We start from the raw sequence: 19062 nt of genomic DNA, 5'->3' as shown, positions 1-19062 counted from the left end.
CGTGCGCGGACCCTTCCGGGCATGCAGAAGAACGAGAAACCGCCGGCGGCGCGACGGGCGTGCCTTGAGCCGGACGAGGGTCAGAGGTTGACAGGAACATGACGATGTCTTCCGCCAGGGCGATCCGCACCGCGATCGTTGGAGCCGGCAATTGCGCGAGTTCGCTTGTGCAGGGCGTGGCCTATTGCCGCGCCATGGGCGATGCGGCGGTCGGGGTGCCCTTCCCCGAACTCGGCGGCTATGTGCCCGGCGACGTGGAGATCGTGGCGGCCTTCGAGGTCGATGCGCGCAAGGTCGGCAAGACGGTCGGCGAGGCGGCGGTGGCGCTGCCCAACTGCACGGAAATCTTCCACACCGATCTCGCCGCCATGACGGCGCCGGTGCTGCGCGGGCCGGATCTCGACGGCGTCTCGGCCTTCATGCGCAACCAGGCGCCGGACCGCAGCTTCGTCGTCTCGCCGGAGCCGGCGCTCGACAAGGCCGGCGTCATCGCCGCGCTGAAGGAGGCGCGCGCCGAGGTGGTGATCAACTTCCTGCCCGTGGGGTCCATCGAGGCGACGGAGTTCTACGCCGAATGCGCGCTGGAGGCCGGCTGCGCCTTCGTCAACGGCATTCCGGTCTTCATCGCCTCCGATCCGGCCTGGGCCGAGCGGTTCCGCGCGGCCGGCGTGCCGATCCTCGGCGACGACTTCAAGGCGCAGTTCGGCGCGACCATCACCCACCGCGCGCTCGCGCGGCTTGCCGACATGCGTGGCGTGAAGATCGACAGGACCTACCAGCTCAACGTCGGCGGCAACACCGACTTCCTCAACATGATGGACGGCGACCGGCTCGCGACCAAGCGCGAATCGAAGACCGAGGCGGTGCAGACGGCGATGCACGACCGCCTGTCCGACAACGAGATCCGCATCGGCCCGTCCGACTATGTGCCGTGGCTCGACGACCGCAAGGTCGCCTATGTGCGGCTCGAGGGGCGGTTGTTCGGCGGCGTGCGCACGCATGTCGAGATGCGGCTGGAGGTCGAGGATTCTCCCAATGCCGCGGCCATGGCGATGATCGCCATCCGCTGCGCGAAGATCGCCCGCGACCGGGGCCTTGCCGGCCCGATCGAGGATGCGAGCGCCTTCCTGTTCAAGCACCCGCCGGTTCAGGTGGAGGATGCGGAAGGCTACCAGCGTCTGCTCGCCTTCACGGGCGACGCGGAGGGCTGAGCCGTGGTGCGCCCGGCCGAGCCCGCGCGCCCGGTGGCGCTGATCACCGGCGGCAGCAGCGGCATCGGTCTGGCGCTGGCCCTGCGTCTTGCGCGCAAGGGGTACGATCTGGCGCTGCTGGCGCGCCGCATCGAGCGGCTCGACGACGCAGCGTGCAGGATCGCCGAGGCCGTTCCGGCGGCGCGAGTTGCGCGCCTTGCCGTCGATGTCGGCGACGAGGCGCAGGTTGCCGAGGCCGTCGCCACCGTGAACGCAACGCTCGGGACGCCGCGCTTCGCGGTGCTCAACGCCGGCATCGCGCGGCCGGGCAAGTTTCTCGAACAGCCCCTGTCCGACCACAGCGAACAGATGCGCACCAATTACCTCGGCGCGCTGCATGTGGCGCATGCGCTCGCGCCGGCGATGCGCGCGGCCGGCGGCGGGCACATGGTGTTCGTCTCCTCCGGCGCGGCCTTCTTCGGCATCTACGGCTATGGCGCCTATGCGCCGTCGAAATTCGCCATGCGCGGGCTGGCCGAGGTGCTCAGGGTGGAACTCGCGCCGCTGAACATCAAGGTCACGCTCGCCTATCCGCCGGACACCGACACGCCGCAACTGGAGGCGGAAAACCGCACCAAGCCGGCCGCCACAAGGGCGATCACCGCCGGCGGCGGCCTGTGGTCGGCGGACCGGGTCGCGGAGCGCATTCTCGCCGGCGCCGAGCGCGGCCGTTTCGTCGTGGCGCCCGGCGCGCAGATGCGGCTGCTGGCGCATGGGCACAGTCTGCTCGCGCCGCTTTTGCGCCGCTACCAGATCCGGCTTGCGCGAAAGCACGAGCCGTGACCCCCGCTCTTTCCCCCTTCGTCGTCGCGCCGGTCTCTCCGGTGCTGGCCGCAGGCGCGATCCTCGCCGTGCTGGGTGTCGGGACGCTGGCGCTGGCGGTCGCGAGCCTCGTGCCGGCGACCGCGCAAAAGGCCCGCGACCTGTGGCCGACGCTCGGCACGGAGGTGGTGATCGTCGCCGCCGGCGTCGTTCCGTTTCTCATCGGTGGGATCGTGCTGCACGCGGCGCTCGGTGCCCTGCTCGCACGCCTCGGCTACGAGGCCGCGCATGTGGCCTGGACGCAGGCACGGGGCGCGCGCGCAGGTCCCGCGATCGCCTTCGGCCTGTGTCTCACGGCCGCCGCCGTCGGGCTGGTGCTGTGGCCGTCGCGTCTCGAAGAGCTCGGCCTGGCGCCGCTCATCGCGGGCGGTGCCGGGGTGGCGCTGGTCGCTTGCCTTGTCGCGCGGGCGCTGCCGCGCGGGCGGGTCCGCAGCGCGGCGGAGCTGATCGCCTTTCCCGGCGTGCCGGCGGTGCTGTTCGCGGCCTGTGCGCTCACGCCCGGCTACGGCGGACTGGTGCTGCTCGCCTTCCTGCTGGTGGAAACCTACGACAGTTACGCCCTGTTCGGCGGCAAGCTGTTCGGCCGTCGGCCGGCCTTTCCGGTGCTCAGCCCGCGCAAGACGGTCGAGGGGCTGGCCATCGGCGGGATCATGCTCGCGCTCACCGCCGCGCTGCTCGGCCCTCTGGTCTTCGGCTGGGGTCTTGCCGCGTCGTTGCTGGCCGCGCTGGTGATCTCGGCGGCGGCGGTGGTCGGCGATCTCGCCGCCTCGCGGTTGAAACGCGCGGCCGGGGTCAAGGACTATCCGGCGGTCCTGCCGCGCCAGGGCGGCGCGCTCGACATCGTCGATGCCTGGCTGATCGCCGCGCCGGCGCTGGTTCTGGTCGCGGAGGTGGCTGCCTGACGACGGCGGCTCTAGAACAGAAACGCAAGGGCGGCCGGCAGCGGCCCCAGAAGCGCGATGGCATAGGCGGCGGCGGCCGCGTCGTCGGCCATGATCCCGAGCCCGCCCTTCACCCTGTCCTGCACCCAGTCGACGGGCCAGGGCTTGAGGATGTCGAAGGCGCGAAAGGCGATGAAGCCCGCGATCCACCACACAGGATGCTCGGGCAGGGCGATCAGCACGGCGGCGGCGCCGAAGGTCTCGTCGATGACGACGATCTGCGGATCCTCCTCGCCGGTGTCGCGGGCGACGACCGCCGACGCCCAGACACCGACGGCGAAGACCAGCGCCAGCGCGGCGATCTGGACCGGCAGCTGCAGCGGCAAGAGGGCGGCCGCCAGCGGCAGTCCCAGCGCCGCGCCGACCGTGCCGGGCCACACAGGCGACAGGCCGGCGCCGAAGGAAAGGGCGAGGAGACGGGCAAGACGGGCCATGGCGGGACGCCTATGATGGACGGCGGGAATCGCGGATGCGGCGGTGCCTTAGCATGAAACGAAAATGCGGGCGATGACGGGATCAATGGGACAGCCGGAGAGGACTTCGCGGACTGGCGTGCGCGGACCCGGGCGCGCACCCTTTCGCGTACTTTGGCGCGAAGCGGGGGGCGGCGCATGAGGGCGTTCGGCTCGCTCGCCGCGCGCGCGCTTTTTCTGCGCGTGGTCCTCAAGGCCGCGATCGTGGTCGGCGTGATCGAGATCGTGTTTCTCGCCGAGGGGCTGACCGGCACGCTGGAGCGTGTGCTCGCCAATGGGGGCACGGTGCCGGTCGCGGTGTCGGTGCTGCTGCTCACCGCGCCGGAGATCTTCGACTTCGCGCTGGCGCTCGCGTGCGTCATCGGCGGCTATTTCGCCTTCGTGGCCGCGCGCGAGGAGCGCGAACTGGTGGTTCTGTCGGCGGCCGGCGTGTCGCAGGGGCTCGCCGTGCGCGTCGCGCTGGCGGTCGGCGTGGTCGCCTTCGCCGCGAGCCTGCTGGTGTCGGGCTTCGTCGATCCGCTGGCGCGCAGCGTCAACCGGACCGTCGTATTCGACCTGAAGCGCGACCTGCTGTTTCGCCGCATCACCGAGCCGAGCGAGGGAACGCTCATCGAGACGATCCGGGGCAAGACCTTCGCCGCGCTGAGCGATGCCAGCGTCGCCCCGCCGCACGAAAGCCTCTTCGTGCATCAGCCGGGCGAGGACGGGAGCTGGCGCGTGACCCAGGCCGGCGACTGGCGGCTGATCGGTCCCGATGCCGACGGCACCTACAACCTCGGCCTCGGGCGGGTCATCGCCTATGATTTCATCCGGGTCGACGCGGCCCGGGATCGTGGCGTGCTGCAGGGCGGACGCGGGCCCAACCTGCGCGCCCTCGCCGACCCCGATATCGCCGGCGTGCCGCGCCTGCCGCAGGTGAAGGTGGAAAACGTCTCGGTGCCGGTCAGTCTGGAAAACGTGCTGCGTCACGTACCGCGCGGCGAGGTGGCCGAGGAATGGACCCTGCTGGAAGCGCTCGAGCCGCGCATCGCCGCCGATCCGGCGGGCCGCGAGGCGCGCGAGATCGCCGGGGAGCGCGCGGCGCGGGCGCTGGTCGTGTTCCTGGCGCCGCTTCTGGCGCTGCTGGCGTGCACCTTCGCCGGCGGCGGACTGGGGCGCTACTTCGCCCTGCCGCTCGCCTGCACCGGGCTCCTGGCGCTCGATGTCGTGGCGCGGGCGCTGCTGGGAGAGCTCGCCGTCGGCGCCCCGCTGGCGATGGCCGGCGTGGGAGTCGCGGGCGCGGCCGCGCTCGCGCTCATGCTGGTGCTCGCGGTCACCGCGCGCGCGGCCACGCTGCTGCGCCCGGTGACGGAGCGGGCATGATCATGGACGCGCGGCCGCTTGTCCCGGCGAGACTGGCGCCCGGCCTGCGCGCCGTTCGCGCGCCGGTGCTCGGCATCGCCGGGCGGCGCGCGCTCGGGCTTTACGTGCGGGTGACGGCGCTGGTGATGACCATGTTCCTGATCATCGCCTGGGCGATCGATCTGGCCGAGCAACTGGACGGCATCCTCGCCCGCGCCGAGGCGCTGGAGCGGTCGCCCGCCGGCCTGTTGGCGATCTATCTCGTCTACCGGATGGCGGATATCGTCACGCGGCTTTTTCCCGTCGCCTGTTTCATCGGCCTCTTCGCCAGCGAGCTCTATCGCCTGTTCAACCGCGAGACGACGATCCTGGGGGCGGCCGGCTGGTCGCCGCGCCAGACGCTGCTGGTGGTCGGCGTCTTCGCGCTGATGGCTGGGGCGTTCCAGTTCACGCTGGAGCGCTGGCTGCGGCCGGCGGCCGTCTTCGCGCAGGCCGACCTGCAGCTCGGCGGCTATGGCGCGCGTTTCGTCGAGGGGCGCGTGTCGGGAAAGCGCTGGTTCGTGGTCGATGGCAACGCCATCCGCGCCCATGTGGTGCGCAGCGCCACGCCCCATCTCACGGATCTGGAGGTCTATCGCGGCGTGGTCGCGGGCGATTTGCGCGACGTGCTCGTGGCGGAACGCGCCGAGCCGACCGGGCGGCCGGGCTTCTGGCGCTTCCGGAACGTCCATCTGTGGGCGAGCCTGCCCGGCGAGGACGGGCGCGGCGGGGAGGGAGCCGGCGCGGGTGAGGCGGCGGGCGCCGGTTTCGCGCAGCGTTCGCTCTACATGATCTCGCGCTACGACACGCTCGAGGTGCGCCTCGACCTGCTTCCCGAAACGCTGAGCTACTACGACGTGCCGGCCTTCTATCTGCCGCAGGCGCCGCTGGAAGCGCTGGCGCAGGAGAGCAACCCTCTGAAAACGCCGGACGTGGATGCCGCGCTGTGGCGGCGCTGGGCCGCCTTCATCCTGCCGGGCGCCTACGCCCTGCTCGGGGCCAGTCTCGCGCCCATCGCCGGCTCGGGCCGCATGGTCGCGCCGGGGCGGATCGTGGTGCTGGCGATGGTCGGCTATTTCGCGCTGGTGGCGACGAAAGTGTCCTGGGCGATGGGCGAGATCGGAGCCCTGTCCGGTTTCACCAGCAGCTGGATGGGGGTCTGGCTGGCGCTTGCCGGCGTCGTCGTCGCGCAGGCGATCCTGTCGCGCCCGCATTAGCGGCGGTCCGGTGGACCGGGAGCTACGGCGGCGTGGGCGCCCGTCGGCGATGCGCGCCCGGCGTCAGCCGTCCATGCGAGGATGCGCGCTGCGGGCCGCCGCGATGCGCGGATAGACGTGCTCGGCGGCGCGGGCGAGCATCTCCTCGTTGTCGACCTCGGCCCAGGCCAGATCCTCGATCTTCGGCAGGGTGATCGGGTGGCTGCGGCCGAGCGCGACCATGCCGCTTTCGTAGTCGGCCATGGCGTTGGCGGCGACCATCTGCGGGCCGATGGCCTTGAGGTGCGCCACCGCCGCGCCGGTCAGATAGGTCACGCCGACCAGTTCGCCGCGCGGGGCTTCGTCCCACTGCGTGCGCTGCTTGGACATGTCGCGCAGGCAGGGGCCCGGCTCCCGCTCCTGCGCCCAGACGTAGACCTCGTCGCCGGCCCCGGTCGCACCGGACACGAGCAGGGCCGACATGTCGCGCGCGGCGAGCGTCGTCTCGATGGCGCGCGGCTCGAAGATCAGGTCCGATTCCAGCACCAGACAGGGCCCGTCCTGGCCCTCCAGCCCGACAAGCAGGCTGTGCAGCGAGCCCTTCTCGCTGAAGGCGGGATTGTGACGCAGCTCGATCCCCGGCAGACGCGTGTCGACCAGCTCGCGATACTGATCGGCGAGATGTCCGGTCACGATCCGGATCGCCGCGACTTCATGCGCGCGCAGGGTCGCGACCGCGTCTTCCATGAAGGTGCGCGTCCCGATCGACAGAAGCCCCTTGGGGGTGATGCGCCCGCGCGCGCCCATACGGACGCCGCGCCCGGCGGCAAGAAAAATCGCTGTGATGTCGACCATGGACCCGTCGGCGTGTGATAAGGCGACGGCAGGTATAGGCGAGGGCCGAACGGTGAGCAAGAACCCCGGCGTTTCCCGGGAGGGGCGCGGGGTGTGCGGCCCGAAGCAAGGCCCGAAGCATGGCCCGAAGCAAGGACAGACAAGAATGCGTGCGGAACCCAACCGCCCCCCCCGATACCGGGATCTCCTTGACGCCCATCGACGTGAGAAAGGCGCCGCCGAATGGCGTGGCGACTGGGGGGTGGCCCTGTTCGCCCGGCCGGCGAGTTTCCCGCTGGTGTGGCTGCTGGCGCGCACGCGCGTCTCGCCCACGGCCGTCACCCTGTCCTCGGTGCCGCTGGTGGCGGCGATGCCGGCGATCGCGCTGCTTGCCCCGCCCGCGCTCGCGGGGCCGCTCGTCGTGCTGTGCGCCTGTCTGTTTCAGGTGATCGATTGCGTCGACGGCGGGCTGGCGCGCGCCACCGGGCGCTTTTCGCGGCTCGGCGGGACGCTCGATTTCCTCATCGACATGGTGCAATGGGGCGTTTTCTACGCGACCGTGGGGCTGCTGGCGGATCAGGCGCTCGGGACCGGTGCGCTGTGGACAGCGCTGGGTCTCGTCGCGGGCTGGACGCGTCTTTACGCGCGCGTCGTGCGCGATGCGGCGGAGCCGGCGCGCGTCGAAACCGCCGGGGAGGGCGGCGAGACCGCTCCCGCCGGCCGGATGACGCCGCTCGATCTGATCCATGCCTTTTTCGCCGGCCTGAGCGGGGCGCTTCCGGTGGCGCTTCTGCTGGCCTGGTGGGCGGAGGCGCTGCCGGCCCTGCTGGTGTTTCTGCTCCTCTATTCGGCGGCCGACGTGATCGAGGCGCTGGCGCTCACCGTGCGGCGTCAGGCCCAATGACCCGCGACGCGCGAAAGTCGGGCGGCCTGCGCATCGTCCAGATCTGCCCCTACGACATGGCCCGGCCCGGGGGCGTGCAGACCCATGTGCGCGATCTCGCCGCCTGGCTCGCAGGCGAGGGGCATGCGGTGCGCATCGTCGCGCCCGAGCCGGTGGAGGGGGTCCGCCAGCCCGGCATCGATCATTGCGGACGGGCCCGGCGGGTGAAACTCTTCGGCACCGGCTTCGAGATCAGCTTCGCGGGCCGCGCGCACCGGCGGCGTCTCGTTGCGGAGCTGAGAGATTGGGGCGCGGATCTGGTGCATCTGCACACGCCCTGGACGCCGCTGATGGCCTGGCAGGTCTGGCGGGACCTCGCCCTGCCGACGGTCACCACGTTTCATGCCACGCTGCCCGACGCCAGCGCGCGGGGGCTTGCGGCGCGGGCGCTGCGCCTTGCCGCGCGCCACTTTCTGCTGCGCTCGCGCGCCGTGATCGTGCCCTCGCCGACACCGCTTGCGCATTTGCGGCCCGAGGCGGTGGGGGTGGCCGCGCAGGTGCTGCCGCCCAGCATCGATCTCGCGCCATGGCGGGCCGCCGGCGAGGCGCCGTCGCAGCCGGCGGGCGAGCGCTTGGGGGAGGGGGAGATTTCCCTCGTCTTTCTCGGCCGCTTCGAGGCGCGCAAGGGGCTCGACGTGCTGCTCGACGCCTGGCCGGAGATCGCGGCGCGCGCGTCGGGCGTGCGGCTGACGGTCGCCGGCGGCGGGCCGATGGAACCGCTGCTGCGCTCAGCCCTTCAGGGGCCGGCGGGCGACCGGCTGACGTTCGTGCCGACGCCGGATGCCGCCACCGCGCGCCGGCTGGTGGCCGATGCGGATCTCCTCGCCGCGCCGTCGCGCTATGGCGAGAGCTTCGGGCTCGTCCTGATCGAGGCGATGGCGGCGGGCACCCTGCCGGTCGCCGCGGCGAATGCGGGATACCGGACGGTGCTCACCGGTCCCGGCGCCGATCTCCTGGTGCCGCCCGGCGATGCGGGGGCGCTGGCCGGCCGAATCGTGGCGCTCGCGCGGGACGCGGCGGCCCGCGCCGCGCTCACCGACTGGGCGGCGGCACATGCGACGACCTTCGGGATCGCGGCCACGGGACCGCGTTTCGTCGAGGTATACCGGCGGGCGCTCGCGCCGGATCAGGTGCCTCCGGATCGGGCCCTGAAAGGTCAGCCGGGCAGCGTCGCGTCGGCGCGCTCGAAGCGCGAGGGCTGAGGGAACCAGCCCCGCAGGGTGTTGCGCACATGGGCGACGACGCGGGGATTGGGCGCCTTGTTGAAACTGTCGTTGAGGGTGGCGGTCACCGGCCGCTGCCGGTCGAGCCGCAGCAGCTGGTACCAGGTCCAGGGCAGGAAGTTCTCCAGCGACGCGTAGCCCGTCATGCGGCGGCTGTCGGTTGCGTCGGCGAGCACCGCCCGTCCCGTCTCCAGAAGGTAATGCGGGTAGAGATACTCCGGCGGAACATTGTCGCCGGTGCGGAAGCGCGCGGTGCGGGTCGCCGCGATCTCGGCGGGGAAGCGGTCGCACATCTCCTCGAAGACGGCACGCTCGATCAGCCGCGGCCCATGCGCCAGAAAGCGTCTGCGGTGGGGAGAAAACTCCCGGTCCAGCGCGACATTCGCCGTGGCCAGCGCCAGGTTCCACGGGGTTTCCGTGTCCGCCTTGAGCTGCGAATGGACGGGCGCGAGGCGGGCCTTGGCGAAGATCTTCGCCCGCCCGTCACGGCTGAGAAAATCCGCGAGGCGCGCGTCGTTCAGGAACAGCATGTCGTCCTCGCAGTAGAGGAAGCGTTCCGAGACGCCGGGCAGTTTCGCCAGATGGCTGACGATGGCGAAGGAGTTGAAGGTCGGCAGGATCGCCGGGTCCATCACCGCGTCGTGGTGATGGACGACGACATCAGGATGCTCCGTGTCGAGCCACCCGGGCACCTGCGGGCGGCAGGTCAACAGATGCACCTTGCGCACGAAGGGCGCGAAGCGCTCCAGCGAGCGCAGGGAAAAGCGCAGGATCTCGAGATTGTCGCGGGTGCGGTTCGGGTTGCGGTCGTGTCCGGTCGCGGCATATTGCCCGAGCTGGTCGGCGTAGCCGGGAAAGGTGTCGTCCACCCAGGTGTAGACGACATCGATGGCGTCGGGGCAGATGGCGGTATCCGGCATGCGGGCGGGCCTTTCGTCGCAAGGGGCGTCGGCGCGGGCGGTCGGCGCGCGCGATCCGCCGGGCCGGCGTGACGGGCGGCGGGGGCGGCGGTCGGAGGGAGTTCATTTTTGTCGCCGATCTCTATAAACCCGGTCGCGAAGCTCACGCAATTCGGGACCGGACGGGGACGTTTTGACAAGCACCATGCAGCCGCGCGCCGAGGATCTGGTGATCGCGGCGGATTTCGGCACCTCGGGCGTGAAGGTCGCCGCGCTCGATCCGCAGCTTGCGCTCATCGCCACCGCGACGGCCGCCTATCCGCTCTCCTTTCCCGGTCCCGACCGGGCGGAACAGGCGCCCGACGACTGGTGGGCGGCGCTGGGGCAGGCCCTTGCCGAGCTCGCCCGCGCGATCCCGGACCTCGATGCCCGCGCCCGGGCGCTGGTGTTCTGCGCGCAGATGTGCGGCCTTGTCTGCGTCGACGCGCGCGCGCGCCTGCTGCGCCCGGCGATCATCTGGATGGACAAGCGTGCGGGCGCGCTGTCGCGCGACATGAACGGCGGATTTCCCGCGATTGCCGGATACCGGATCGACAAGCTCTTGATGTGGACGCGCATCGCCAATGGCGCGCCGTCGCACAACGGCATGGACCCGCCGGCCAAGATGTTGTGGCTCAAGCGCCACGAACCGGAGGTCTGGGCGGCCGCCGACAAGCTGCTCGACGTCAAGGACTGGCTGATCCTCAAGGCCACCGGCGCCTGCGTGACGACCGCCGACAGCGCCAATCTGACCTGGATGATGGACACGCGCCCGGGCCGCGAGGGGTGGTCGCCCCGCCTTGCCGGCCGGCTCGGGATCCCGCTCGACAAGCTGCCGGAGATCGTCGACGGCACGGCGGTCGCCGGGCATCTGGGCGCGGCGGCGGCGGCCGATCTCGGCCTGACAGAGGGCCTGCCGGTGATCGCCGGCGCGGGCGACGTCGGCGCGACGGCCATCGGCTCCGGCGCCATGGCCGACGGACAGCTGCACGCCTATGCCGGCACCAGCGCCTGGCTGAGCGGATTCTTTCCCTCCCGGCGGATCGACATCTTTCATGCCTTCGCGACCATTTCGAGCAGCGCGTCCTATCGCCCGCTGCTGATCGCCACGCAGGAGAGCGCCGGCACGGCCTTTGCCTGGGCGGCGCGGCTGATGGGTGGCGCGGCCGGCGACGGGGATGCCGCGCTCGCCGCGCTCTACGAGGGGATCGGCGAGGGGCGGGCGGACGATCCCGTCTTCGTGCCGTGGCTCGCGGGCGAGCGCGTGCCGGTCGACGACGACCGGCTGCGCGGCGTCTTCTACGGGTTGAGCGCGCAGCACGACCGCGCGGCGCTGCTGCGCGCGACGCTCGAAGGGGTCGCGCTCAACATGCGCTGGGCGCTCGACAAGGTCGCGCGGCAAAAGGGCGTGCGCCACGATCTGCCCATTCCGCTGGTCGGCGGGGCGGCGGTGAACCCCGTGTTCGCGCAGATGCTTGCCGATGCGCTCAAGCGGCGGATCGAGGTGCGCGCGCCGCGTCACGCGGGCGTGCGCGGGGCCGCCGCGCTCGCCGGCACGGCGCTCGGCTGGTTCGACCGGGTGGAGGCGGCGACACCGGTGCTTGCGTCGGGCCCGGTCGCGGTCTACGAGCCGCAAGAGGCGGGCATGGCGCGTCTCGATGCGCGCGCCGCATGGCTCGACCGCCACCGCAAGGCGCTGATTTCGCTCTATCGCTGAGCGTGCCCGGCAAGGAGAAGGCCCGATGATCGACGGATTGTTCAAGCGCCACATCGACCCGCTGTGGGAGAGCCTGTCGACCCCGCTCATCCGCCTCGGCATGACGCCGAATCAGGTGACGGGCACGGGGCTCGTCCTCGTCGCGGCGGTCTCGGCAGCCTATCTGTGGCACGAGAACGCGGCGCTCTTCGGCCTGACGCTGGCGGTGGCCTTCGCCTTCGACGCGCTCGACGGCGCGGTGGCGCGCCGCCGCGCCATGTGCACCAGGTCGGGCGGCTATTTCGATGCCATGGTCGACCGCTACCAGGAACTGGTGGTGCTCGCGGCCATCGCCGCCGTGCACGATCTGTGGGCGCTGGCGCTCTTCGCGCTCGCCGGCGGGGTCTTCACCAGCTACGCCAAGGCCCGCACGGCCATCGAGATCCCCATCTCCAACGAGGCCTGGCCGGATCTGTTCGAGCGGCTGGAGCGCGTCATCTTCCTGTGCGCGATGCTGCTCGTGGCCGGGGCCGCGCCGCTGGCCGGGCTGACGGCGACGGGCGTCGTCACGGTCGGGCTCGCGGTCTATGCGGGCCTGTCGCATCTCACGGCGGTGCAGCGCATGCGCCGGGCGGTGGCGATGCTCACCGCCGCCGACCGGGAGCGCGACGGCTGAGGGGCGTCAGCACAGCCAGCAATCTGCGGGCACGGTCGGCGCGCTGACCGGATTGCCGGCATCGATCCAGCCGACGATGCCGCGCGTGACGTGATCGACCTTGTCGTAGCCGGCGCGGGTGGCGAGATAGCGCGCGACCATCTCGGAGCGGTTGCCCGTCCGGCACACCAGCACGACCGGGTCGTCGGGTCCCGCGACGGCCTTGATCTCCTCAAGGAAATTCGGGTTTGCCTTGCCGTTCTCGTCGAAGACGGTGACGAGCCGCGCGCCCTCGATGACGCCGGTGTGGGCCCATTCGTCCGGGCGGCGGATGTCGACCAGTACCGCGCCTTCCGCCAGTTTGGCCTTCAGCGCGTCATTGTCGAGATTGCCGAAATCCGGGCCCTTCACGGCGAGCAGTTCGACGTCGAACTTCAACGTGGCATTCGGCGGGATGACACGGCCCGCGCCGCGCGCGCCGTAGCCCATCTCGGGCGGAATGATCAGCTCGCGCCGGCCGCCGACCTTCATGCCGGCAACACCCTCGTCCCACCCGGGAATGACCCGGCCCGCGCCGAGGGGAAAGGAGAAGGGCTCGCCACGATCACGACTGGAATCAAACTTCGTGCCGTCTTCGAGCCAGCCGGTGTAATGCACCGTGACGGTGGCGCCGGGCACGGCCTCGGCGCCGGTGCCGACGGTCAGATCGGTGATCTTCAATTCACCGGCCGCGGCCGGGACGATCAGGAACACAAGGGCGGCTAGCGCCGTCAGAAATCGGGACATGGAAAGCCTTTGCGGATGAAGCGTCTCTCACGTCCAAGACTAACGCGCCCGACCCATGCGGCAAACCGTGACATCCGGTCGCCGGGTCACAACCGCGTGTGGCTTGCACGGTGCGCGCCGGGTCGCCATCCTGCGTGAGCGCGCCCTGGCGCGCCTGTACGGCAGGTGAGTGTCGCATGGGGGAGCGCAATGGGGAGCGCCGCAATGACCGGGAATGATCCGCAACCCGTTTCGCCACAAGGGCTCGATCCGGCGGACGCGCGGCTTGCCGACGAGTTGCTGTCAATCGCGGACGGGGCCGGGAACCGCGCACCGATCACCGATGGGGACCCGGGCTTCGATCTGGCGCGTGCCTATCGCGTGTCGGCGGCGATCCGGGATCGGCGCATCGCGCGCGGCGCGCGCGCGCTCGGGTGGAAGATCGGCTTCACCAACCGCACCATCTGGGACGAATACGATGTGCATGCGCCGATCTTCGGGCCGGTTTACGACACGACGGTCGCGCGGATCGACGGCGAGGCGCGCTGCGGCATCGCGCATCTGATGGAGCCGCGCATCGAGCCGGAGATCGTGTTTCGCATCGCGGCACCGCTTGCGCCGGGCCTGAGCGAGGCGGAGCTTCTGGCGCGGATCGACGGCGTGGCGCTCGGCTTCGAACTCGTCCAGTCGCCCTATCCGGGCTGGCGGTTTCAGGCGGCCGACACGGTGGCGGCCTTCGCGCTGCACGGGCTGTTGCGGCATCGCCCGTTCGTCGCCATCGCGCCGGACACCCGCGCCGATTGGCTCGCGCGATTGTCGACCTTCTCCCTGACGCTTGCGAAGGACGGGGTCGCTGTCGACCGGGGACACGCGGACAACGTGCTCGGCGGTCCGCTCAGCGCCCTGAAGGCGCTGGTCGACGGTCTCCCGGACACCGCGCTCGCGCAAGCGATCGGCCCCGGCGTCCTCGTCACCACGGGCACGCTGACGCGCGCCTTTCCGGTCGCGCCGGGCGAAACCTGGGAAACCCGGATCGACGGTCTGCCGCTTCCGGACATCCGTCTCGAGATGACGGTCTGAGCGTCGACCCGCGGGCTTCGGCTGTCCGGAGAATGCGTGCATGACGCAGCGTAAGTGGCGGATCCGTCAGGCGAAACCGGCGCCGTTTTTGGGATTGAAACGCCGGGTGTCGGGCCTAAACTGCGCGCGACCCGCCCCGCCGCCCGTTCCTTCTAGTTGGGAGACTGTCTCGTGACCGAGCCCGTTCGTTACTCCGTCGATCAGGACATCGCGCTGATCGCCGTCGACAATCCGCCGGTGAACGCGCTGTCGCAGGCCGTGCGTGCCGGCCTCAAGGCGGCCATGGAGCGTTTCGCCGCGGACCCGCAGGCCAGGATCGCGGTTCTCTACGGCCTCGGGCGCACCTTCATCGCCGGCGCGGACATCAAGGAATTCGGCAAGCCGATGGCCGAGCCGTTCCTGCCGGACGTCATCGCCGCCATCGAGGCCTCGGACAAGCCGGTGATCGCCGCGCTGCACGGCACGGCGCTCGGCGGCGGGCTGGAAGTGGCGCTTGGCTGTCATGCCCGCGTGGCGCTTGCCACCGCCAAGGTGGGACTGCCGGAGGTCACGCTCGGCATTCTGCCCGGAGCGGGCGGCACCCAGCGCCTGCCGCGTCTGACGGGGGCGGAGGCCGCGCTCGACCTCATCACCAGCGGCCGGCACGTCGGCGCGCGCGAGGCGGAAACGCTCGGCATCGTGGATGCGGTCGTGGAGGGCGACGACGTGCTCGAGGCGGGTCGCGTCTTCGCGCGCGGGTTTCTGGAAGGGGGCGCCGCGCTTCGGCGCACGGGCGAGATCGATCCGGGCGCCAAGCCCGAGGAGGTCTTTGCTTCCGTGCGGGCCGCGACGAAAAAGCGGGCGCGCGGCCAGCTCTCGCCGATGGTGGCCATCGACGCGGTGGAAGCGGCCTATGATTTGCCCTTCGCCGACGGCATGGCGCGCGAGCGCGCGCTCTTTACCGAGCTGATGAACTCCGACCAGCGCGCCGGGCTGATCCACGCCTTCTTCGCCGAACGCGCGGTCTCCAAGATCCCCGAGGCCGGCACGGCGACGGCGCGGCGGGTGGAGAGCGTCGGCGTGATCGGCGGCGGCACCATGGGCAGCGGCATTGCCGTCGCGGCGCTCAATTCCGGGCTCTCCGTCACGCTGATCGAGCGCGACGCGGAGAGCGTGGAGCGCGCGCGCGGCATTGTCTCCAGGCTGCTCGACGACGGGGTGCGGCGCGGCAAGCTCACGCAAGACAAGCGCGATGCGCTGCTGTCGGAGGCCTTTTCCACCAGCACGGAGTATGCCGCCCTGTCCGACGCCGATCTGGTGATCGAGGCGGTCTTCGAGGACATGGACGTCAAGAAGCAGGTCTTCGCGAAGCTCGACGCGGTCGCGAAGCCCGGCGCGATCCTGGCGACGAACACCTCCTACCTCGACGTCAACGAGATCGCGGCGGCCACCACGCGCCCGCAGGACGTGATCGGCTTCCACTTCTTCTCGCCCGCCCATGTGATGCGGCTCCTGGAGGTGGTCGTCGCCGACAAGACGGCGCCCGACACGGTGGTCACCGGCTTCGCGCTCGCCAAGCGCATGAAGAAGGTCGCGGTGCGCGCCGGCGTGTGCGACGGCTTCATCGGCAACCGGTTGCTCAACACCTACCGCAAGGCCGCCGACTACATGGTCGAGGACGGGGCGAGCCCTTACGAGATCGACAAGGCGCTGGTCGACTTCGGCTTCGCGATGGGGCCCTTCGCCGTCGGCGATCTCGCCGGTCTCGACATCGCCTGGGCGGGCCGCAAGCGGCGCGCGGCGACCCGCGACCCGCGCGAGCGCGTCGTCGGCTTCGCGGACCGTCTTTGCGAACGCGGCTGGTTCGGCCAGAAGACCGGGCGCGGGTTCTACCTTTACGAAGAGGGCGCCCGGCGCGGCACGCCCGACCCGGAGGTGATCGCGATCATCGAGGCGGAGCGGGCGGAAAAGGGCATTACTCCGCGCGACTTCACGCATGAGGAGATCATCCGCCGCTACATGGCGGCGATGGTCAACGAAGCGGCGAAGACCGTGGAGGAAGGCATTGCGCTGCGTCCGCTCGACGTCGATGTCACCATGCTGATGGGCTACGGCTTCCCGCGCTGGCGCGGCGGGCCGATGCATTATGCCGACGCGCAAGGGCTCGACACCATCCTCGCCGACCTGCGCCGCTTCGGCGAGGAAGACGCCTTCTTCTGGGAGCCGGCGCCGCTGCTGGTCAAACTGGCCGAGGCGGGCGAGACCTTCGCCTCGCTCAACGACAGGAACTGAGCGTCGGGAGCGGCGTGTCCGGGGCTTCCCGGACGCGGGCGGTGCCCTAAAACCTGATCCATCGAAGGCCTCGCCGATCTCCCGGCGGGGCCTTTTCAAGATCGCTCGTGCCCGTTTCCCGGAGCCGGATGCCCGGCCCCGCAAGATCCCCGGAGCCCATGGATTCTCTCACGCAATTCGCCCTCGGGGCCGCCGTGTCGACGGCCTGTCTCGGCAAGACGCTGGGCCCGCGCAAGGCGGCGCTCGTCGGCGGGGTGCTCGGCACGCTGCCCGATCTCGACGTGTTCCTGCCCTTCGACGATCCGGTCGACAGCTTCGTGTTTCATCGCGGCTGGACGCATTCGCTGATCGTGCATGCGCTCGCCGCGCCGCTGATCGGCGAGGTGCTGGTGCGCCTTTTCCGCGCCTTGCGCACGCAGCGCCTGTGGGTCTACGCGACCGTCTATCTGTGCTTCGCCACCCATGCGCTGATCGATGCGATCACCGTCTATGGCACGCGCATCCTGTGGCCGCTTTACCCCGATCCGGTGGGTGTGGGATCGGTCTTCATCATCGATCCGCTCTATACGCTGCCGCTGCTCGCGGCGGTGATATGGGCGCTGTTCAAACGCGACTGGGGCCGCGGCTTCGCGCGCGGACTGACGGCCGCGCTCGTCGTCAGCACGGCCTATCTCGGCCTTTCCGTCGTCCTGCAGGACCGGATGGAGGCGCGCGCCCGCACCATCTTCGCCGACGCGGGCCTCGCGCCGGAGCGCGTCTTCGCCATCGCCGCGCCCTTCACGACCCTCGTGTGGAAGGTGATCGGCCTGGAGGACGGGCGCTACCACAATCTCTATCTGTCGTTTCTCGACGATCCGGACGCGCGCCCGCGCATCTACACGCATGCGCGCGGCGCCGATCTGGCGCGCTGCCTGGACGAGACGCCGGCCTTCGACAAGCTCGCCTGGTTCAGCCGGGGGTTTTACCGCGTGGAGTGGGTGGACGACAGGATCGTCGTCTCCGATCTGCGGATGGGGCTGACGCCGGGCTATGCCTTCCGCTTCGCCATCGCCCGGGAGACGGGGGACGGCGCGACGGTCGCCATCTACCCCGAACGGGACCTCAGCCATCGCCGCAACGCGGACGGGGACGTCGACTGGCTGCTGGCGCGCCTGCAGGGCCGGCCGGCGGTGCGGATGGCCGAGGATCTCTCGCCGGATCCGGACGGACCCGTCCGGCGGATGTGCTGACGGCGACCCGCGCCGGCGCGAGCGGGATTGCCGGCGGGCGCGCGCGGGTGTAGGTCGAAGGACGCGCATGCGCGGGGGACGCGCAACCGGGGGGCGTTCGAATGCGACAGACGGAAGGGTTCGGCGACGCCGTCAGGCGCAGCTTCGCGACGGGCGGCGTGGACAGCGCCTATGCCTGGGCGCGGCTCGTCCTGTCGATGCTGCTCGCCACCATCGGCGGGGTCGGCATGTGGTCCGTCGTCGTCGTGCTGCCGGCGGTGCAGGAGGAATTCGGCGTCGACCGGGCTGACGCCTCGCTGCCCTACACGGCGACCATGGTGGGTTTCGCGCTCGGCAATCTGCTCATCGGCCGCTTCGTCGACCGCTACGGGGTGACGGCGCCGCTGGCGCTCGCCTCCGCGGCCCTTGGAACCGGCTTCCTGCTGGCCGCGCAATCGCCCGATCTCATCGTTTTCACCGCGCTTCAGGGGGCGGCGATCGGCTTCGGCGCGGCCGCGACCTTCGGGCCGCTGCTCGCCGATGTGTCGCACTGGTTCGAAAAGCGGCGCGGGCTCGCGGTCGCGGCGACCGCATCGGGCAACTATTTCGCCGGCGCGCTGTGGCCGCTGGTCCTGCAGGCCGTGATGCAGGATCACGGCTGGCGCGGGGCCTATCTCTTTGCCGGCATCGTCTGCCTCGTCGTGCTCATTCCGGTCGCCTTCCTGCTGCGTCGCCCGCCGCCCCACATGCGCGCGGCGTCCGATCTCGTCCCGCGCGCCGAGCCGATGCCGGCGCGACGCATCGACCTCAGCCCCAACCAGCTGCAGGGGCTGCTGATCGTGGCGGGGCTCGGCTGCTGCGTGGCCATGGCCATGCCGCAGGTGCATATCGTCGCCTATTGCGTCGATCTCGGCTATGGCGTCGCGCGGGGCGCGGAGATGCTGTCGCTGATGCTCGCCGCCGGGATCGCCAGCCGGCTGATCTCCGGCGTGCTCGCCGACAAGATCGGCGGCGTGCCGACGCTGCTGATCGGCGCGGTGCTGCAATGTCTCGCGCTCTTTCTCTACATCCCCTACGACGGGCTTGCCTCGCTCTATCTCGTGTCGCTGATCTTCGGCCTGTCGCAGGGCGGGATCGTGTCGAGCTACGCGATCGTGGTGCGCGAGTATCTGCCCGCGCGCGAGGCGGGGCGGCGCGTCGGCACGGTGATCACCGCGACCATCGTCGGCATGGCGCTGGGCGGCTGGATGTCGGGCTGGATCTACGATCTCACCGCGTCCTATCAGGCGGCCTTCCTCAATGGCATCGCCTGGAACGGGCTCAACATTCTGGTGATGGTGTTCATTCTCTGGCGCACGCGCCCGGCCCGGCTGGCGCCGGCCTGACC

The 19062-nt window shown here is 70.9% G+C and carries 16 protein-coding genes and 2 pseudogenes; 13 read left to right on the top strand and 5 right to left on the bottom strand.

Annotation, left to right across the window (positions count from 1 at the left end):
- Positions 1-104 precede the first annotated feature (104 nt).
- Genes ABL312_RS14675 through ABL312_RS14665 form a run of 3 tightly spaced genes read left to right on the top strand, consistent with a single transcriptional unit; the run spans position 105 to position 2974 of the window.
- Positions 105-1211 carry an inositol-3-phosphate synthase gene (locus ABL312_RS14675; protein ID WP_374730210.1) on the top strand — a complete coding sequence of 369 codons (1107 nt, stop codon included), beginning with the start codon at positions 105-107 and terminating at the stop codon, positions 1209-1211.
- A gap of 3 nt (positions 1212-1214) precedes the next feature.
- A complete protein-coding gene (locus tag ABL312_RS14670) occupies positions 1215-2033 on the top strand; it encodes an SDR family oxidoreductase (RefSeq protein ID WP_349358147.1) in 819 nt (272 codons plus the stop codon).
- Positions 2030-2974 carry a phosphatidate cytidylyltransferase gene (locus tag ABL312_RS14665; RefSeq protein ID WP_349358146.1) on the top strand — a complete coding sequence of 315 codons (945 nt, stop codon included), beginning with the start codon at positions 2030-2032 and terminating at the stop codon, positions 2972-2974. Before ABL312_RS14670 ends, ABL312_RS14665 begins: the two co-directional genes overlap by 4 nt.
- Before the next feature lie 11 nt (positions 2975-2985).
- Here the strand turns inward: ABL312_RS14665 and ABL312_RS14660 are convergent, their stop codons facing one another.
- Entirely contained in the window at positions 2986-3447 is a 462-nt protein-coding gene (locus ABL312_RS14660; protein ID WP_349358145.1) for a phosphatidylglycerophosphatase A, read from the bottom strand.
- 177 nt (positions 3448-3624) lie between these two features.
- Between ABL312_RS14660 and ABL312_RS14655 the strand changes: the two genes are divergently transcribed.
- Positions 3625-4848 (top strand): LptF/LptG family permease, encoded by a 1224-nt coding sequence (locus ABL312_RS14655; protein ID WP_349358144.1) that lies wholly within the window; start codon positions 3625-3627, stop codon positions 4846-4848.
- On the top strand, positions 4845-6083 hold the full coding sequence (locus ABL312_RS14650) for an LptF/LptG family permease (RefSeq protein WP_349358143.1): 1239 nt from the start codon (positions 4845-4847) through the stop codon (positions 6081-6083). Before ABL312_RS14655 ends, ABL312_RS14650 begins: the two co-directional genes overlap by 4 nt.
- Before the next feature lie 63 nt (positions 6084-6146).
- On the opposite strand, the gene ABL312_RS14645 is transcribed toward ABL312_RS14650, so the two are convergent.
- Positions 6147-6917, bottom strand: coding sequence for a phosphocholine cytidylyltransferase family protein (locus tag ABL312_RS14645; protein ID WP_349358142.1), 771 nt, complete (start codon positions 6915-6917; stop codon positions 6147-6149).
- A gap of 241 nt (positions 6918-7158) precedes the next feature.
- Here ABL312_RS14645 and ABL312_RS14640 point away from each other — a divergent pair, with 241 nt between their 5' ends.
- Entirely contained in the window at positions 7159-7800 is a 642-nt protein-coding gene (locus ABL312_RS14640) for a CDP-alcohol phosphatidyltransferase family protein (protein WP_349358141.1), read from the top strand.
- Positions 7797-9041: a glycosyltransferase family 4 protein gene (locus tag ABL312_RS14635; protein ID WP_349358140.1), complete on the top strand. Its 1245-nt coding sequence runs from the start codon at positions 7797-7799 to the stop codon at positions 9039-9041. The genes ABL312_RS14640 and ABL312_RS14635 overlap by 4 nt, the downstream gene beginning before the upstream one ends.
- On the opposite strand, the gene ABL312_RS14630 is transcribed toward ABL312_RS14635, so the two are convergent.
- Positions 8996-9982: a stealth conserved region 3 domain-containing protein gene (locus ABL312_RS14630; protein WP_349358139.1), complete on the bottom strand. Its 987-nt coding sequence runs from the start codon at positions 9980-9982 to the stop codon at positions 8996-8998. The two genes, ABL312_RS14635 and ABL312_RS14630, sit on opposite strands and share 46 nt — an antisense overlap.
- A 184-nt stretch (positions 9983-10166) precedes the next feature.
- Between ABL312_RS14630 and ABL312_RS14625 the strand changes: the two genes are divergently transcribed.
- The gene (locus ABL312_RS14625; RefSeq protein WP_349358138.1) at positions 10167-11717 is read left to right on the top strand and encodes an FGGY family carbohydrate kinase; all 1551 of its coding nucleotides are present in this window, start codon (positions 10167-10169) and stop codon (positions 11715-11717) included.
- 25 nt (positions 11718-11742) lie between these two features.
- Positions 11743-12372 (top strand): CDP-alcohol phosphatidyltransferase family protein, encoded by a 630-nt coding sequence (locus ABL312_RS14620; protein WP_349358137.1) that lies wholly within the window; start codon positions 11743-11745, stop codon positions 12370-12372.
- A gap of 6 nt (positions 12373-12378) precedes the next feature.
- On the opposite strand, the pseudogene ABL312_RS14615 reads toward ABL312_RS14620, so the two are convergent.
- Both ABL312_RS14615 and ABL312_RS14610 read right to left on the bottom strand, forming a co-directional pair.
- A pseudogene (locus ABL312_RS14615) lies at positions 12379-12669 on the bottom strand (rhodanese-like domain-containing protein); the annotation flags it as partial.
- An 87-nt stretch (positions 12670-12756) separates the two neighbouring features.
- Positions 12757-13137, bottom strand: a pseudogene (locus tag ABL312_RS14610) (FKBP-type peptidyl-prolyl cis-trans isomerase); the annotation flags it as partial.
- A gap of 204 nt (positions 13138-13341) precedes the next feature.
- Here ABL312_RS14610 and ABL312_RS14605 point away from each other — a divergent pair.
- From ABL312_RS14605 to ABL312_RS14590, 4 genes are all read left to right on the top strand, one after another.
- Positions 13342-14196 carry a hydratase gene (locus tag ABL312_RS14605; RefSeq protein WP_349358136.1) on the top strand — a complete coding sequence of 285 codons (855 nt, stop codon included), beginning with the start codon at positions 13342-13344 and terminating at the stop codon, positions 14194-14196.
- A 171-nt stretch (positions 14197-14367) separates the two neighbouring features.
- Positions 14368-16467 (top strand): 3-hydroxyacyl-CoA dehydrogenase NAD-binding domain-containing protein, encoded by a 2100-nt coding sequence (locus tag ABL312_RS14600; RefSeq protein ID WP_349358135.1) that lies wholly within the window; start codon positions 14368-14370, stop codon positions 16465-16467.
- 158 nt (positions 16468-16625) lie between these two features.
- On the top strand, positions 16626-17696 hold the full coding sequence (locus tag ABL312_RS14595) for a metal-dependent hydrolase (protein ID WP_349358134.1): 1071 nt from the start codon (positions 16626-16628) through the stop codon (positions 17694-17696).
- A 101-nt stretch (positions 17697-17797) separates the two neighbouring features.
- The gene (locus ABL312_RS14590) at positions 17798-19060 is read left to right on the top strand and encodes an MFS transporter (protein WP_349358133.1); all 1263 of its coding nucleotides are present in this window, start codon (positions 17798-17800) and stop codon (positions 19058-19060) included.
- Positions 19061-19062 lie beyond the last annotated feature (2 nt).

The organism is Stappia sp. (assembly GCF_040110915.1).
Classification (GTDB): Bacteria; Pseudomonadota; Alphaproteobacteria; order Rhizobiales; family Stappiaceae; genus Stappia.
The sequence above is the reverse complement of the archived record's forward strand: the minus strand, read 5'-3'. Positions and strand labels throughout refer to the sequence as shown.